Annotated in this window: 16 protein-coding genes and 1 pseudogene; 7 read left to right on the top strand and 10 right to left on the bottom strand. The window is 70.1% G+C overall.

Annotation, left to right across the window (positions count from 1 at the left end):
* Positions 1–51 precede the first annotated feature (51 nt).
* The 3 genes from ACN27F_RS14480 to mshD all read left to right on the top strand — a co-directional run bounded on the left by ACN27F_RS14480 (position 52) and on the right by mshD (position 3,006).
* Positions 52–768 carry a winged helix-turn-helix transcriptional regulator gene (locus ACN27F_RS14480; RefSeq protein ID WP_421433961.1) on the top strand — a complete coding sequence of 239 codons (717 nt, stop codon included), beginning with the start codon at positions 52–54 and terminating at the stop codon, positions 766–768.
* A 221-nt stretch (positions 769–989) separates the two neighbouring features.
* A complete protein-coding gene (locus ACN27F_RS14485; protein ID WP_421433963.1) occupies positions 990–1,988 on the top strand; it encodes a polysaccharide deacetylase family protein in 999 nt (332 codons plus the stop codon).
* 70 nt (positions 1,989–2,058) lie between these two features.
* Complete coding sequence (mshD, locus tag ACN27F_RS14490) at positions 2,059–3,006, top strand: mycothiol synthase (RefSeq protein ID WP_421433965.1); 948 nt, start codon at positions 2,059–2,061, stop codon at positions 3,004–3,006.
* Between the two features lie 39 nt (positions 3,007–3,045).
* Here the strand turns inward: mshD and pstB are convergent, their stop codons facing one another.
* The 6 genes from pstB to ACN27F_RS14520 all read right to left on the bottom strand — a co-directional run bounded on the left by pstB (position 3,046) and on the right by ACN27F_RS14520 (position 8,958).
* Positions 3,046–3,825, bottom strand: coding sequence for a phosphate ABC transporter ATP-binding protein PstB (pstB, locus tag ACN27F_RS14495; protein ID WP_421433967.1), 780 nt, complete (start codon positions 3,823–3,825; stop codon positions 3,046–3,048).
* Positions 3,826–3,846: 21 nt separating this feature from the next.
* Complete coding sequence (gene pstA, locus ACN27F_RS14500; RefSeq protein WP_421433969.1) at positions 3,847–4,908, bottom strand: phosphate ABC transporter permease PstA; 1,062 nt, start codon at positions 4,906–4,908, stop codon at positions 3,847–3,849.
* Positions 4,905–5,939 carry a phosphate ABC transporter permease subunit PstC gene (gene pstC / locus ACN27F_RS14505; protein WP_421433971.1) on the bottom strand — a complete coding sequence of 345 codons (1,035 nt, stop codon included), beginning with the start codon at positions 5,937–5,939 and terminating at the stop codon, positions 4,905–4,907. Before pstC ends, pstA begins: the two co-directional genes overlap by 4 nt.
* A 134-nt stretch (positions 5,940–6,073) precedes the next feature.
* Positions 6,074–7,177 carry a phosphate ABC transporter substrate-binding protein PstS gene (gene pstS / locus ACN27F_RS14510; protein WP_421433972.1) on the bottom strand — a complete coding sequence of 368 codons (1,104 nt, stop codon included), beginning with the start codon at positions 7,175–7,177 and terminating at the stop codon, positions 6,074–6,076.
* Between the two features lie 200 nt (positions 7,178–7,377).
* Positions 7,378–7,845 carry a hypothetical protein gene (locus tag ACN27F_RS14515; RefSeq protein ID WP_421433973.1) on the bottom strand — a complete coding sequence of 156 codons (468 nt, stop codon included), beginning with the start codon at positions 7,843–7,845 and terminating at the stop codon, positions 7,378–7,380.
* 255 nt (positions 7,846–8,100) lie between these two features.
* The gene (locus ACN27F_RS14520; RefSeq protein ID WP_421433975.1) at positions 8,101–8,958 is read right to left on the bottom strand and encodes an NUDIX hydrolase; all 858 of its coding nucleotides are present in this window, start codon (positions 8,956–8,958) and stop codon (positions 8,101–8,103) included.
* A 142-nt stretch (positions 8,959–9,100) separates the two neighbouring features.
* Between ACN27F_RS14520 and ACN27F_RS14525 the strand changes: the two genes are divergently transcribed.
* The 4 genes and pseudogenes from ACN27F_RS14525 to ACN27F_RS14540 form a co-directional block, all read left to right on the top strand.
* Positions 9,101–10,072, top strand: a complete 972-nt coding sequence (locus ACN27F_RS14525; protein WP_421433977.1) for a Gfo/Idh/MocA family protein — start codon at positions 9,101–9,103, stop codon at positions 10,070–10,072.
* A gap of 75 nt (positions 10,073–10,147) precedes the next feature.
* On the top strand, positions 10,148–10,882 hold the full coding sequence (locus ACN27F_RS14530) for a MarR family transcriptional regulator (protein WP_421433979.1): 735 nt from the start codon (positions 10,148–10,150) through the stop codon (positions 10,880–10,882).
* A complete protein-coding gene (locus tag ACN27F_RS14535; RefSeq protein ID WP_421433981.1) occupies positions 10,875–11,537 on the top strand; it encodes an arsenate reductase ArsC in 663 nt (220 codons plus the stop codon). Before ACN27F_RS14530 ends, ACN27F_RS14535 begins: the two co-directional genes overlap by 8 nt.
* Positions 11,538–11,580: 43 nt before the next feature.
* Positions 11,581–12,354: pseudogene (locus tag ACN27F_RS14540) on the top strand (aquaporin); the annotation flags it as partial.
* Here ACN27F_RS14540 and ACN27F_RS14545 read toward each other — a convergent pair.
* From ACN27F_RS14545 to ACN27F_RS14560, 4 genes are all read right to left on the bottom strand, one after another.
* Positions 12,351–13,355, bottom strand: a complete 1,005-nt coding sequence (locus ACN27F_RS14545) for an inorganic phosphate transporter (RefSeq protein ID WP_421433982.1) — start codon at positions 13,353–13,355, stop codon at positions 12,351–12,353. The pseudogene ACN27F_RS14540 and the gene ACN27F_RS14545 sit on opposite strands and share 4 nt — an antisense overlap.
* Positions 13,356–13,360: 5 nt before the next feature.
* A complete protein-coding gene (locus tag ACN27F_RS14550) occupies positions 13,361–13,987 on the bottom strand; it encodes a DUF47 domain-containing protein (RefSeq protein ID WP_421433984.1) in 627 nt (208 codons plus the stop codon).
* Positions 13,988–14,126: 139 nt separating this feature from the next.
* Positions 14,127–15,041: a PPK2 family polyphosphate kinase gene (locus ACN27F_RS14555; protein ID WP_421433986.1), complete on the bottom strand. Its 915-nt coding sequence runs from the start codon at positions 15,039–15,041 to the stop codon at positions 14,127–14,129.
* Between the two features lie 80 nt (positions 15,042–15,121).
* Positions 15,122–15,628 (bottom strand): DUF402 domain-containing protein, encoded by a 507-nt coding sequence (locus ACN27F_RS14560; protein WP_421433988.1) that lies wholly within the window; start codon positions 15,626–15,628, stop codon positions 15,122–15,124.
* Between the last annotated feature and the right edge of the window lie 113 nt (positions 15,629–15,741).

The following is a 15,741-nucleotide window of genomic DNA, read 5'->3' on the forward strand; positions in this document are numbered from 1 at the left end:
CCGCGGTCACCATGCGCGGCCCGAGGAGGGCCGCGAGGACGGAGGTGATGTGTGGAAATCCTGCTGCTGGTGACCGCCCGCGCGGGCGAGCCGTCGGCTGTGCTGCCCGCACTGGACCTGCTGCCCCACTCGGTGCGGACCGCTCCGCGCGACGTCCGCACGCTGGTCTCCGGGCCGAGCCCGGACGCCGTCCTGGTCGACGCCCGCTCGGAGCTGTCCGAAGCCCGTGCGACCTGCCGGATGCTGCATGCCACTGGTCTGGGCGTCCCGCTGGTCGCGGTGGTCACCGAGGCCGGTCTGATCGCACTCAACGCTGACTGGGGCGTCGACGACGTCATCCTGGCCAGCGCCGGCCCGGCGGAGGTGGAGGCCCGACTCCGGCTCGCCGTCGGACGGCTGACCAACGCCGCCTCGGGCGCCGGCGGACTGATCCGGGCCGGCGAGCTGAGCATCGACCCGGACACCTACGCGGCAAAGCTCAAGGGCCGCCCGCTCGATCTGACCTACAAGGAGTTCGAGCTGCTCAAGTTCCTCGCCCAGCATCCCGGCCGGGTCTTCACCCGCGACCAGTTGCTGCGCGAGGTCTGGGGCTACGACTACTTCGGTGGGACGCGCACGGTCGACGTGCACGTACGACGGCTGCGCGCCAAGCTCGGCTCCGAATACGAGTCGATGATCGGCACCGTACGCCAGGTCGGCTACAAGTTCGTCGTGCCGCCGAACCGTTCGGCGCTGCCCGACACCGAGCCCGCACCACTGCCTGTCTGAGCTCCTGGCGTGCTGTCCTGAGCCTTGGCACGGCCTAGCACAGCTTCGTCGGTCCGGCAGGTCGTCCAACTGAACATGAACCGGGGCGCCATCCGATCCGACCGGATGGCGCCCCGGCCTTTAGAGCAAATAGACTAATTCGCCCGAGTTTTCCAGCTTGTCCTGACCGCCGGATGTGAAACCTCCTAGCCTCGGCACGACGGCGAGGCACGGAGGGCAGGGTGGCAGTGCTGGCAAGTCCCCGCGGGTTGACGCTAGCCGCACTGACGGTGACCGTGGTGCTGGCCGGTGCGTTCGTCATCGGCTACGGCACCGCCGCCGAGAACCGGACCAGCCCGACTCCGAGCCCGGCTCCCGCGCCGGTGCCCAGCAGAAACGTTCCCGACCCCGACCTCGGCCGGCCGCCGAGCCTGCCAGCAGCCACGACCCCCCAGCCGACGGCGCCGGTCGTGCCGTCGGCCCCATTGGCTCCAACGACCCCGGCCACTGCGGCAGGACCTGATCCACCGGTGGGTTCGCCGCCATCGACCGGTCTGCCGCCGTACGATCCGATCGCCACCGACCGTAGCGGGCCGTTCGGTACCCGCCGGACCAGCGGCAGCGCGGCGATCGCGCTCACCTTCGACGACGGCCCGCACCCGGTGCACACCCGGCAGATACTCGACGTCCTGCGTCGATACCGGGTCACGGCAACGTTCTGCCTGATCGGCCAGAACGTGGTCCGGTACCCGGATCTCGTCCGGGCGATCGCCGACGACGGCCACACTCTGTGCAACCACTCCTGGAACCACGATTTCGACCTGGGCAGCCGCTCACGAGCGGCGATCCGGGCCGACCTGATCCGCACCTCGGCGGCGATCCAAGACGCCACCGGCGGCCGGCCGGTCTCCTACTTCCGCCAGCCCGGCGGATTCTGGACCCCGGCGGTCGTCGGAGTCGCCCGGGAGCTCGGTATGGCCTCGCTGCACTGGAGCATCGACCCGGCCGACTACTTCCAGCCCGGGGCGGGCAGCATCACCGCCACGGTGACCGCACAGGCCGTACCCGGTTCGGTCGTACTGCTGCACGACGCCGGCGGCGATCGCACCGGCACCGTTCTCGCGCTGCGTTCCATCCTGCCCAACCTGCAGCGACGGTTCCTGGTCGACGCGCTGCCGCCGATGGCCGAGCCAGCCGAGCAGCGCAGCCGCCGGCTGCATCTGAAGACCGGCCAGCTCTGAACTCTGAGGACCGGCCAGCTCTGGCCACGGCCGACTCTGGGCCTACGGCAGACGCGGCTACCGTGATGCCATGGTTGCTTCCGTGACACCGGCCGGTCCCGCCGTACGCGTCGAACAGTCCGACCGGCTCGACGCCGGACAGGTCCGCGAGGTGCTGGCGCTGGCCGACACGGCCGCCGGGACCGACGGCGCGGATCCGCTGCCGGAGCAGGTCGTCATCGCACTGGGCACGGCGTCCGCCGCCCGGCATCTGCGGCTCACCGACCCCGGCGGCACGCTGGTCGGCTACGCCCACCTCGACCTGGCCGATCCCGGCGGCCCGGTCGCGGAGCTGGTGATCCACCCGGGTCAGCGGCGGCGCGGCCACGGACACCGGCTAACGCGTGCCCTGCTCGACGCGGCTGCCCGGGCCGCCCCCACGACCGTACGCCCCGGCTCCGGCCTGCGGGCCTGGGCGCACGGCGACCATCCGTCCGCCGCCGCGCTCGCGCTGGATCACGGGTTCACCCGGGACCGGGTACTGCTTCAACTGCGCCGCAGGCTCACCGCCCCGCTACCGGAGCCGGTGCTGCCGGCCGGAGTGGTACTGCGGGCGTTCCAGCCGGGCGTCGACGACGACGCATGGGTGACGGTCAACGCGCGGGCCTTCGCCGATCATCCCGAACAGGGCCGCTGGGGGCTGACCGAGTTGCGTGCCCGGACGGCCCAGCCGTGGTTCGATCCGAGCGGGTTCCTGCTCGCCGAGGAGCAGACCACCGGCCGGCTACTCGGATTTCACTGGACGAAGGTCCATCCCGACCCACCGGTGGGCGAAGTGTACGTACTCGGCGTCGATCCACGGACGCACCGTGGCGGTCTCGGCCGCGCGCTCACCCTCGCCGGTCTACGGTATCTGGCCGGCCGTGGCCTGGACCGGGCGATGCTCTACGTCGACGAGTCGAACGCCGCGGCGGTACGCCTCTACACCCGGCTCGGCTTCCTCCGTCGCTCGGCGGACGTGAACTATCGGGCGGAGTGACGAGCACGATCACTCCGCCCGGCCCGGCGCGGGATCTGCTCAGCCGAACCGTCCGGTGATGTAGTCCTCGGTGGCCTTCACCTTCGGGTTGCTGAAGATGCGCTGCGTGTCGTCCATCTCGATCAATTTGCCGGGCTGGCCGGTGCCGGCGATGTTGAAAAAGCCGGTACGGTCGCTGACCCGGGCCGCCTGCTGCATGTTGTGCGTGACGATCACGATGGTGAAGTCCGCCTTCAGCTGGTGCATCAGGTCCTCGATCGCCAGGGTGGAGATCGGGTCGAGCGCCGAGCAGGGCTCGTCCATGAGCAGCACGTCCGGCTTGACGGCGATCGCCCGGGCGATGCAGAGCCGCTGCTGCTGACCGCCGGAGAGGCTGGAACCGGGTCGGTTGAGCCGCTCCTTGACCTCCTCCCACAGGTTGGCGCCACGCAGAGTGCTCTCCACGAGTTCGTCGAGGGCCGCCCTGCGCATCCGGCCGCCGTTGAGTTTCACCCCGGCGGCCACGTTGTCGTAGATGGACATGGTCGGAAACGGGTTGGGGCGCTGGAACACCATGCCGACCTGCCGCCGTACGGCGACCGGGTCGACGCCGACGCCGTAGAGGTCTTCGCCGTCCATGTCGACCTTGCCGGTCACCCGCCCACCGGGCACGACCTCGTGCATCCGGTTGAGCGAACGGAGGAAGGTCGACTTGCCGCAGCCGGACGGGCCGATCAACGCCGTCACGGACCGCGGCTCGATGGTCATGTTGACCTGCTCCACGGCTTTGAAGGTGCCGTAGAAGATGTCCAGGTCGGAAACTTCGATGCGCTTGGCCACTGGGAGGGGTCCTTTCCGCGGTCAGCGGTTCGGCAGGGAGAAGAACCGGGAGATGAGGCGGGCGATCAGGTTGAGTCCCATCACGATGATGAACAGGGTCAGCGCCCCCGCCCACGCACGATCCACGCCGAACTCCGGCCGTGCCCCCGGGATGCTGTACGAGTAGTAGGTGAACACCGGCAGCGACGCCATCCTGCCGTCGAACAGGTTCCAGTTGAGCGAGGTGGTGGCTCCGACGATGATCAGCAGCGGCGCGGTCTCGCCGATCACCCGCGCGATCGCGATGGTCACGCCGGTGGCGATGCCGGGTGCGGCGGTACGCAGCACCACCCGCAGCACGGTGCGCCACTTCGGCACCCCGAGCGCGTACGACGCCTCGCGCAGTTCGTTCGGCACCAGCTTGAGCATCTCCTCCACCGAGCGCACCACCACCGGCACCATCAGCACCGACAGCGCGACCGAGCCGCCGATGCCGAACCGCACGCTCGGACCGAAGAAGATCGCGAAGAAGGCGAACGCGAACAGCCCGGCCACGATGGACGGGATGCCGGTCATCACGTCGACCAGCAGGGTGACCGCCCGGGCCAGCCGGCCTTTGCCGTACTCGACCAGATAGACGGCGCACATCACACCGACCGGCACCGAGATGAGCGCCGCCGCCCCGGTCATCAGCAGGGTGCCGACGATCGCGTGCAGCGCGCCGCCGCCCTCGCCGAGGACGCCCCGCATGTCGCTGCTGAGGAAGGTTGGGTCGAACCGGTTGATGCCGTTCTGGGTGACCGTGATCAGCAGGGACAGCAGCGGCAACATGGCCAGGGTGAAGGCGATGCTGACCATGATGGTGACGAATCGGTCCTTGGCCCGCCGGCCGCCTTCCACCTGCCAGGAAACAGCCGGCAGCACGACCAGGATGAGCAGCACGCCGATGGCGAGCGAGAGCGGGACGGCCATGCCGAGCGTGACGCCGCCGAGCAGGCCGACGGACAGGCAGGCACCCACCACGGCCCAGGGCGCCCAGGAGGGCAGCACACCGCGGGTGAGCGTGCTGGTGACCGCCGCCGGTGGCGGGGTGATGGTGGTCATGCGTTCGCTCCCGAGAAGTCCCGCCGGCGGGCCACCACGGCCCGGGCGGCGAAGTTGACGAGGAAGGTCAGCGCGAACAGCACCAGACCCGAGGCGATCAGGGCGTTCACCGCGATGCCGCTGGACTCGGGGAAGTCGAGCGCGATGTTCGCCGCGATGGTGCTGCTGTTGACCGAATCGATCAGGTTGATGGTGATCACATCGGAGGCGGACAGGACCATCGCGACGGCGAGCGTTTCGCCGAGCGCCCGGCCCAGGCCGAGCATGCTGCCGCTGATGATCCCCGAACGGCCGAACGGCAGCACGGTCATCCGGATCATCTCCCAGCGGGTGGCACCGAGCGCGAGGGATGCCTCCTCCTGCAGTCGAGGGGTCTGCAGGAAGACCTCACGGTTGACCGCGGTCATGATCGGCAGGATCATCACCGCCAGCACCAGCCCGGCGGTCAGCATGGTCCGGCCGGTCGCCGAGGTCGGGCCGGCGAACAGTGGGATGAAGCCGAGGTACTGCTCCAGCCAGCGGTAGACCGGGACGACGTTCGGGGCCAGGAAGAAGATGCCCCACAGGCCGTACACCACGCTGGGCACGGCGGCGAGCAGGTCGACCAGGTAACCGAGGCCGGCGGCGATGCGGCGCGGCGCGTAGTGCGAGATGAACAGCGCGATGCCGATCGCCAGCGGCAGAGCCACCACCAGTGCGATCACCGCGGCGAGCACGGTGCCGAACAGCAGTGGGGCGACGTACGCGATGAAGTTCTCGCCGCCGGGAAGTTCCTCGGGATCGGCGATCAGGGCCGGATAGCCCTCGTAGAGCAGGAACGCGGCGACCGCCGCGAGAGTGACGAGGATCAGGATGCCGGCGCCGACCGCGGTGCCGGAGAAGATCTGGTCGCCGATCCGCTTGCCGGACCGGCCCCTACGACGGTCCTTGATGCTGGGCGACTCGTCCGGTGACGTGCCGCGCGACGACGCGCCACCGGGGGGCGGGTCGCTCGATGGAGTGCCGCTGGTCGCGGTGGCGGGCTTTGTCACGGATTATGCCTCCTCAGGCCGTGTCGTGACCGGTGGTGCGAAATATGCCGCAGGTCCGGACGGCCACCGAGGGTGACCGTCCGGACCTGGAGTAGCGGTACTGGGCGTGGCGTGCTGCGCTCAGCCGGCTGGGCTCAGCCAGCGACGCTGATCGCGTCGATCGCCGTCTGGGCCTGGCTACGCAACTCGGCGGAGATCGGCGCGGAGCCGGCGTTGTCCGCCGCCGCCTGCTGGCCTTCCTCGCTGATCAGGTAGTTGAAGAACGCCTTGACCAGGTCGACCTTCTCCTGGCTGTCGTAGTTGACGCAGGCCAGCTGGTAGGAGACCAGCACGATCGGGTAGACGCCGGACTCGGTGGTGTCCCGGGGCAGGTCGATCGCGTAGCTGAACTCGGGGCGCCCGGAAACGGTCTCGGCGGCGTCGACGACCTTGGCGGCGGCCTCGGCCGAGTACTCGACGAACTCCTCGCCGACCCCGACCGCGACGACACCGAGGTCGGTGGCCTGAGAAGCGTCGATGTAGCCGATGGTGCCCTCACCGCCGCGCAACGCGGCGGCCACGCCCTGGGTCTGGGCCGCGGCCTCGCCACCGGTGCTCGGCCAGTCGCCGGAGACCTCGTACGGCCAGTCCGTCGGCGCGGCCTTGGACAGGTAGTCGACGAAGTTCTCGGTGGTGCCCGACTCGTCCGAGCGGTGCACCGCCGTGATAGCCAGGTCAGGCAGCTCGGCGTCCGGGTTGAGCTCGGCGATCGCCGGGTCGTTCCACTTGGTGATCTTGCTGTCGAAGATCTGGGCGATCAGCGACGCGGAGAGGTTCAGCGTCTCGACGCCCGGCAGGTTGTAGGCCACGGCGATCGGGCTGATGTAGCCGGGGAACTCGATGAAGCCCTGCTCGCCGCAGGTCTCCAGAGCGGCCGCGATCTCCTCCTCGTCGAGGTACGCGTCCGAGCCGGCGAAGTCGGTGCCACCGGTGGTGAACTGCTCACGGCCACCGCCGGAGCCGATCGGGTCGTAGGTGACGGTCGCGTCGGGGGCCACGGAGGTGAAGCCGGCGATCCACGCCTCCATCGCGGCGCCCTGGGAAGAGGCGCCGGCGCCAGCGAGGTCGCCGCTGACCGAGGTCTCGGAACCGCCTTCGGTTCCCGTACCGCTTTCACCGTCGTCGCCGCACGCGGCCACGCCGAGGGTAAGCATGACGGCGACCGGCAGGGCGGCCAGCCGGAGGGTCTTACGATTCACGGTGCGTTGCCTCTCTGAGGTCGGGTGGCGAGTCACCGCCCATGGTTGGGGGCGAGTCACCGTCTCGAACGCCGAGGACGGTACGAGCCGTGGCTAAACGCCTGACCGGAGCATGGTGAACGAAAGGTGAACGGGACCTGTAGTGTCGGCGTCACCGCGCCGATCGCGCTCAGCTGTGACGAAGCTCGCCGATGAAGGCTTCACCCGGTCGGTTGCTGCCCGCCTCGCACCAGCCGCCACCGACGCGCCTGTTCGGCGTTGATCCGGTACGACACGACCGCGGAGCGTCCCGGTTCCGGCCGTGGGACCCGCTGCAGCGGCAGCCCCCACTTGGGATAGTCGTGGTACGCCTTGACGATCCGGGTCAGCCCGCCCAGGGCACCGATCACCTTGTCGACCGGGCTGCCCAGCTCCGCGGCGAGGTCGCCGACGGCCATCGTCTCGTCCGGCCGGGTGGCCAGCAGGTCGAGGATCGCGAACACGGTCTGATGGGTCCGCGACCGGCCCTGGGCGAACCGGCGCAACTCCTCGACCGGCCATTCCTTCGGAGCACGGGCGACGCTGCGGCTGCGCCGCTGCGGCTTGGCGATCGGTCTCGCGCTGCGATCCAGCTCCTCGATCAGGCGGGCGATGTGATCGACGTACTCGGCGGGCACGGCAAGATGCACGAGCTCGCCACCACGCGACGGCGTGTCACTCGCGGAGGGGGTTCCTGATCGTGGAGCCATCGTTCCCGTCCGGTCACGGTGGCGGGTGGCACGCACCCGGCACTCATGGATCGCGTTCGTGCGCGCCAAAGTATCACCGCTCGGTAACGCAAGATCATCTATTCGCGTCCACCGAGGATCCGGCCGATCGCCGCCGGCCTGGTCGTCGTCGGCCGCAGCGACACGAAACGTCCCCTTCCAGAGGAGTTTTCGTGGCTAACGCCGGGGCACCGCGAAGCGGACCGTACCGGTCGGGTCGACCCGCAATTCCGGCGTGATCGCGGTCGCCGAGTCGCGGTGCGCGGCGGCGGCGAAGACCGCGTCGGAATCGGCGCAGGCCGCCACCTCGGTCAGGGTGACCCGGGTCGGCGGCAGCAACTGCCATTGTCCGGCCGCGGCTCGGGACAGTGCCTGCGCGGGTGTGATCCACACCGTGCGGTCCGCCTCTGCGGACGCGTTGCGGGCCAGCTGACCGGTCGGCAGCCGGGCGACGAAGAAGTACGCGTCGAAGCGACGCGGCTCGAACTCCGGGGTGATCCAGCGGCTCCACGGGGCCAGCAGGTCGGCTCGCAGGGTCAGTCCGCGCCGGCGGAGCAGGTCGGCGAAGCTGAGCCGCCGGGCGAGCAGGTCCTGCCGGTCGGCCTCCCAGTCGGTGCCGCTCACGTCGCCGACGACGCGGTCGCCGTGCGGACCGGCCAGCAGGACGCCGACCTCCTCGAACACCTCGCGGGCGGCGGCGCAGACGATCGCCTGGGCCTGGGTCGGCGAGCAGCCAAGCCGGCCAGCCCAAGCCGCCGCGTCCGGCCCGGTCCAGGCCACTTCGGTCTCGGCGTCGCCGGGGTCGACGCCGCCCCCGGGGAAGGCGTACACCCCGCCGAAGGCGACCGCCGGCACCCGGCGGAGCAGGTAGACCTCGAAGCCGGGCCGGCCGGGGTCGTCCGGTGGCCGTAGCAGCAGCACGGTCGCGGCGACCCGAGGGGTCACCGGGATCCGGCCGGCGGCATAGAACCGGCTGGCCTGCTCGACCATCGGCTCGGGAACCGCGAACAGCACGGCGTCGTCATCGGCAGGCACGCGGTGAGGGTAGGCCGGCGGTCGCCCGATCGCCCAATCCGGCTCGCCACGTGGACCGCCCCGGCACCCGACGCAGGCCCGGTCGGCACCTGGCACGCGCCTGGCCGGGCCAGTCGCCGCCCTGGTCGGATAGCTTCTCGGCATGACTCGTTGGGGAATCCTGGCCACCGGAGCCATCGCCGCCCGTTTCGTCGAGGACCTGCAGCTGCTGCCCGACGCGCAGGTGCTGGCGGTCGGCTCCCGCTCGCCGCACAGCGCCAAGACGTTCGCCGAACGCTACGGCGTCCCCCGGGCGTACGGCTCGTGGGAGGAGCTGGCCGCGGACGGCGACGTCGACGTCGTGTACGTCGCGACACCGCATTCGGCGCACCATGCCGCGACGATGACCTGCCTGACCGCCGGTCGGGCGGTGCTGTGTGAGAAACCGTTCACCCTCGACCTGGCGACCAGCACCGAACTGGTGGAGACCGCCCGGGCGCGCGACGTGTTCCTGATGGAGGCCATGTGGATGCGCTGCAATCCGACCGTACGGCGGGTGCGTGAGCTGATCGACGACGGCGCGATCGGAGAGGTCGTCGCCGTGCACGCCGATTTCGGACTGTCCGGGCCGTTCGCACCGCAGAGCCGGCTGCGGGACCGGGCACTCGGTGGTGGCGCCCTGCTCGACCTGGGTGTGTACCCGGTGAGCCTGGCCCATCTGCTGCTGGGCCGGCCGGACTCGATCCAGTCCTGGGCGAAGCTGACCCCGGAAGGAGTCGACCAGAACACCGGGCTGCTGTTCGGCTACGACTCGGGCGCGGTCGCCGCGCTGACCTGCGGGATCGTCGGTGCTACGCCGGTGCGGGCGACGATCAACGGCAGCGCCGGACGGATCGATCTGCCCGATCCGTTCTTCTGCCCCAGCGATTTCAGCATCCGTCGGGCAGGTGGGCAGCCGCAGACCGTCCGGGTGGTCGAACCAGCCGGCAACGGCTACCAGTACGAGGCGGCCGAGGTGCAGCGGTGCCTCGACGCGGGGCTTCGGGAGAGCCCGCTGGTGCCGCACGCGGTGACCCTGGAGGTCATGGAACTGCTGGACACCGTCCGCGGCCAGATCGGCGTCAGCTACGACTGATCCGCCTGACTGGCCGGCGCAGGTCGTCCGGGTGCCTTCTTGACATTCGGATATAGCTCAACGAACATTGACTCGATGTCTGCTGAGCGATTCATCTTCGCGTCCGCCCCGCCGCAGTCCCCGGACCTGCAGTCCCCGGACCTACGGCGGCGGGCCCGGGCGCACGCCGCGCTGGGCGATCCGGCCCGGCTGGCCATGGCCGATCTGCTCCGCCTCGGCGACGTCGCACCCGGCGAGCTGGGCCGGCGGCTGGGCCTGCCCAGCAACCTCGTGGCGCACCACGTCAAGGTGCTGCAGGAGGCAGGGCTGGTCCGCCGTACCCGCTCCGAGGGCGACCGTCGACGCAGCTACCTGCGGTTGGTGGACGCGACGTTCGCCGGGCCGCCACCCGCCCCGCTGGCCGGGGTGGACCGGGTCGTCTTCGTCTGCACCCGCAACTCCGCCCGGTCACAGCTCGCCGCCGCCCTGTGGCGGCGCTGCGGCCCCACCCCCGTCGCGTCGGCCGGCACCCGGCCCGCCGCGGCGGTGCATCCGCGAGCCGTCGCCCTGGCCCGTCGGCGCGGGTTGGACATCGACCCGGCTCGCACCGCCCACGTCTCGGCCGTGGTCGGCAGCGGCGACCTGGTGATCGCGGTGTGCGACAACGCGCACGAGGAACTCACCGGCCCGGCAACCGCCGACCTGCACTGGTCGGTGCCGGACCCGGTCCGGGTCGACACCGACGCCGCCTTCGAGGCCGCGTTCGCCGACATCGCCGGCCGCGTCGACCGGCTCGCACCCACCGTCACCTCCGGAGGCCACCATGCCTGACACCACCGACGCCACCATCCACAAAGTTCTGTCGATCGATCAACACGTCGCGCTCCGTACCGCCGCGACCCGGCTGGCCGCGGAATTCGACGGCACCTACAACGCCGAGACCATCGAACGCTTCCTGACCAGCAGCTACGACCAGTTCGCCAGCGGCAGCACGGTGCCCAACTTCCTGCCGCTGCTCGCCGAGCGATTCGCCCGGCAACGGTTGCAGGCACTGGCCCGGGTCGAGGGCCGGCACTCGGACGGGCGGCCGGTCGTGCTCTTTCTGTGCACCCACAACGCCGGTCGCAGCCAGATGGCGCTCGGCTTCCTGACCCGTTTCGCCGGCGACCGGGTCGTCGCCTGGTCCGGCGGCAGCGAGCCGGGCAACGAGGTCAACCCGGCGGCGATCGCCGCGATGGCCGAGCGGGGCATCGACATCTCCGGCGAATACCCCAAACCGTGGACCGACGAGGTGGTCCGCGCCGCCGACGTCGTGGTCACCATGGGCTGCGGTGACGCCTGTCCGGTCTTCCCCGGGACCCGTTACGAGAGCTGGGAGCTCGATGACCCGGCCGGGCGCGACGTCGCGGACGTACGCCCGATCCGCGACGAGATCGAGCGCCGGGTCCGCCGGCTGCTCGACCAGCTGCAGACCCCTGCCGGCTGATGCCCGGACGTCATCGGCAATCCCGACGAGAGCGGAGAGCTACGTGAATCCGACCGCCCGCTGGCGCCGGGTGACCGCCGAGTTCGCCGGCACGGCCTTGCTGGTCACGGCGGTCGTCGGATCCGGGGTGATGGCCCAGACGCTGTCCCCGGACGACGTCGGGCTGCAACTGCTGGAGAATTCGGTCGCCACCGCGTTCGCGCTCGGCGCGCTGATCCTGATCTTCGGGCCGGTGTCCGGTGGTCACTTCAACCCGGTCGTCTCGGTCGCCGACTGGTTCCTCGGCCGGCGCTCGGGCACCGGCCTGGCTGGCGGCGATCTGATCGGCTACGTGGTGGCCCAGGTCAGTGGCGGTGTGGCGGGCGCGGTCCTGGCGAACCTGATGTTCGCCCTGCCGGCGGTCACCTGGTCGACCACGGACCGGTCGGCGAGCAATCTGTGGCTCGGGGAGATCGTCGCCACCGCCGGACTGGTGCTGCTCGTCTTCGCGCTGGCCCGCTCCGGCCGGGCCACGGTCGCCCCGGCGGCGGTCGGCGGCTACATCGGCGCCGCCTACTGGTTCACCTCGTCGACCTCGTTCGCCAATCCAGCGGTGACCGTCGGGCGCGGTTTCACCGACACCTTCGCCGGCATCCAGCCCGGATCGATCCCGGCGTTCGTGATCGCGCAGTTCATCGGGCTGGCGGTCGGCGTCGGCCTGCTCCTTGCCCTCTACCCCGGCGTCGGCCGCGCCGCCGACCAGGTCGTGGTGCCCGCCGAGTCCCTTCGCCTGCCGATCACCCGTCCGGTGCCCGTCAGGCGAAGGGCGGCCCGTCAGGTGAACAGCGGGCGGACGGCGAAGTAGCTCAACGCGCCGATCGTACCGGCGGCGGGAAAGGTCAGGATCCAGGCACCGATGATGTTGCCGGCGACGCTCCAGCGGACCGCGGACAGTCGCTTGGTCACCCCGACACCCATGATCGCCGAGGTGATGGTGTGCGTGGTGGAGATCGGGGCGCCCAGCACCAGGGCGTTGAAGTAGAGCACCGAACTGGCCACGGTCTCGGCGGCGAAGCCCTCGGGCGGTCGCAGATCGATGATCTTCCGACCGAGCGTACGGATGATCCGCCAGCCGCCGGCGTAGGTGCCCAGCGCCAGCACGGTCGCCGAGGTCCAGAAGACCCACTCGGGGATGGTCTCGGCGTCGGACTGGAAACCGCCGACGTAGAGAGCGAGCACCACGATGCCGATGGTCTTCGCCGCGTCCTGCATACCGTGTCCGACCGACATGGCCGCCGCGGACACCGACTGGGCGATCCGGAACCCCCGGTTCAGCTTGCCCGGCTGACCGTGGCGGAAGATCCACTGTACGGCGAGCATGACGAGGAAGCCGAGCCCGAACCCGACCAGCGGGGAAAGCACCATCGGCGCGAGCACGTCGACCGCGATACCCGACCACAGCACGGTGCCGGCGGCCGCGATGGTCGCCCCGACGAGACCGCCGATCAGCGCGTGCGACGACGACGACGGCAGCCCGAAGTACCAGGTGATCAGGTTCCAGGTGATCGCGCCGACCACCCCGGCGAAGACGATGCCGAGGCTGGACACCCCGGTCGGCAACTCGACCAGCCCGCTGCCGACGGTCTTGGCCACCTCGGCGCCGAAGTGGGCCCCGACGAAGTTGCCCACGGCGGCCATGACCAGTGCGACCCGCGGGGTCAACGCCCGGGTGGAGATGCTGGTGGCGATGGCGTTCGCCGCGTCGTGGAACCCGTTGGTGTAGTCGAAGAGCATGGCGACGGTGATCACCGCGAGAACGGCGACGAGTTCGGGGTCCACGCGGCTCAGGACTCCTTGACCGCGATCGTCTCGACTGTGTTCGCCACGTGCTCGAAGGCGTCGCAGGCGGCTTCGAGCTCGTCGGCGACCTCCTTCATCTTGAGCACGGTGAGCGCGTCGTACTCGCCGGAGAAGAGCCGGACCAGCAGCATCCGGTACGACCGGTCGCCCTCGTTCTCCAGCCGGTTGCACTCGATCCAGTAGTCTTCGAGGTCCTTCATCGCCCGCAGTCGGGGCATCGCGTCGGCGGTGACCCGGGCCTGCTGGTCGAGCACGGCGATCAGCTCGTGCATCTCCCGGGGCAGCGACGGCAGCTGGGTGAGCCCGTAGAGGTAGAGCAGGTTGCCGACGGCTTCCAGGTGGTCCATCACGTCGTCGAGTTGGCTGCCCAGCCGGTAGATGTCCTCCCGGTCGAACGGGGTGATGAAGGCCGAGTTGATTTTCTTGTACAGATCGTGGGTGATCTGGTCGCTGTCGTGCTCCACCTCGGTCAGCCGTTCACTGACCGACTGCACGTCCACGCCGGGCAGGGCGAGCTCGTTGAGCAGCTCGGTGCCTCGCATGAGGTTCTGCGCGGCTTTGGTGAATAGTTCGTAGAAAGCGCCCTCAATGGGACGGAATGAGAACTTCACAGCGCAGACCTCGACACAGACAGGTAGCGGACAGGGGTCGGCCACGGCCGACGAGCGACGGACCTGCAGGAAATGCTAGGGAACCAGAAATCGCGTCTGCTCGCGGCCCACCCCCGTACACCTTCAAGTCAGTCCACGTTCATCCAACGTTAACCTTCGACGGACCCGCACCGTCTCCGGCGAGCAACCGGGCCCGCTCGAATCCCAGGTCGAAACGGGCCGGCGGGTAGGCCAGGTCCAGCTCCACGAAGTGCTCCCGCAACAGGTGCGCCAGCGCCCAGTCGCGGTACCACTTGCGGTCGGCCGGCACCACGTGCCACGGGGCCCGCTCGCTCGCGCACCGGCTGAGCGCCTCGGCGTACGCGGCCTGGTAGTCCGGCCACTTGGCCCGGGCGTCCACGTCACCGGGGTGGTACTTCCAGTGCTTGGTCGGGTCGGTCAGCCGGGACAGCAGCCGCTCCCGCTGTTCGTCGTAGGAGATATGAAGAAAAACCTTGATGACGACAAATCCGTCATCGATCAGCTCGGACTCGAAGGCGTTGATCTCGTCGTACCGGGGTCGCCAGACCTCCTCCGGCGCCAGCGAGTCGACCCGCACCACCAGCACGTCCTCGTAATGTGACCGATTGAACACCCCGACGTATCCGGCCGGCGGCAGCGCCCGTCGGATACGCCACAGAAAGTGGTGGTCCAACTCCTCGGCGGTGGGCGGGCCGAAAGCCCGGATGTGCAGGCCGAGCGGATCCATCGCCCCGGCGACCCGTCTCACCGCGCCGTCCTTGCCGCCGCAGTCCATCGCCTGCAGCACCAGCAGCAACCGTCGCCCGGTACCGGAGCCGGCGACCGCCTGGGCGTAGAGCATCTCCTGCTGCTCGGCGAGGTCCCGGCCGAGCTGGCGCACCTGCTCCCGGGCCCAGGACTTGCGGTCCGGACCGGTCACCGCGAGCGGCGGCAGGCCCGGCGTCGCCCGGGTATCGATCGCGGACAGGTCGACCGGACGACCCACACCGACCCGGAGCAGGCCACGGACAGGTACCTCATGCGCAGCAGTCATCCGACGATCATTACCCACCGGAGCAACTGGCGCCCACTACGGCCAGCGGGGACGCCCGCCGATCGGCGGGCCGGAGGCGGTCAGCTGACCAGGGCCAACCACTTGCGGTACGCCGACGCGAACGGTTCGGTGCCGTCACCGAGCACCTGCTGCAGCCAGCGGGCGGCGGCCCAGGCCGACTCCACCACGTCGTGCGGGTAGGCGTAGCGCACCCGGTGCTCGGCGAACTCGTCCTCGTCGCGCAACTCGACCAGGCCGGTCGCGCGCCGACGCACCACGTCCAGGTCGAGATCGATCAGGTGCACGGTGTCGTCGCCCTCCCAGCGGGCCGGGCTGGCGATGTCGCAGTAGACCTCGCTGGTGCGCGGGGGCGGATTGAACATGCCCGTCCACCACTGCTGGCGCGGGACCAGCAGCACGAACGGGATCTGCTCGACCGACGGGCGACCATGGTAGATCGACCGGGTTCCCTTGGGCACGCCGAGCCAGACGCCGAGTTCGTCCTCAGTCAACCGGCGGGCCGGGTAGTCGCGGTGCGCCGAACCGTCGTACTTGCGATAGACCACCCGTACGACTTCGCTCGACATGTCTGGCACCCTAGCCGATCCGATCACGCCGGAAGGTGACGTACGGGTGTCAGCAGGTGACGCGCGAGTGTGGAGTACGCCCGACGCGCTGTGGACAACCCACGGTGCCGCGG

Origin of the sequence: Solwaraspora sp. WMMB335, assembly GCF_049179075.1 — a bacterium.
In the GTDB taxonomy this organism is placed as follows: Bacteria; Actinomycetota; Actinomycetes; order Mycobacteriales; family Micromonosporaceae; genus Micromonospora_E.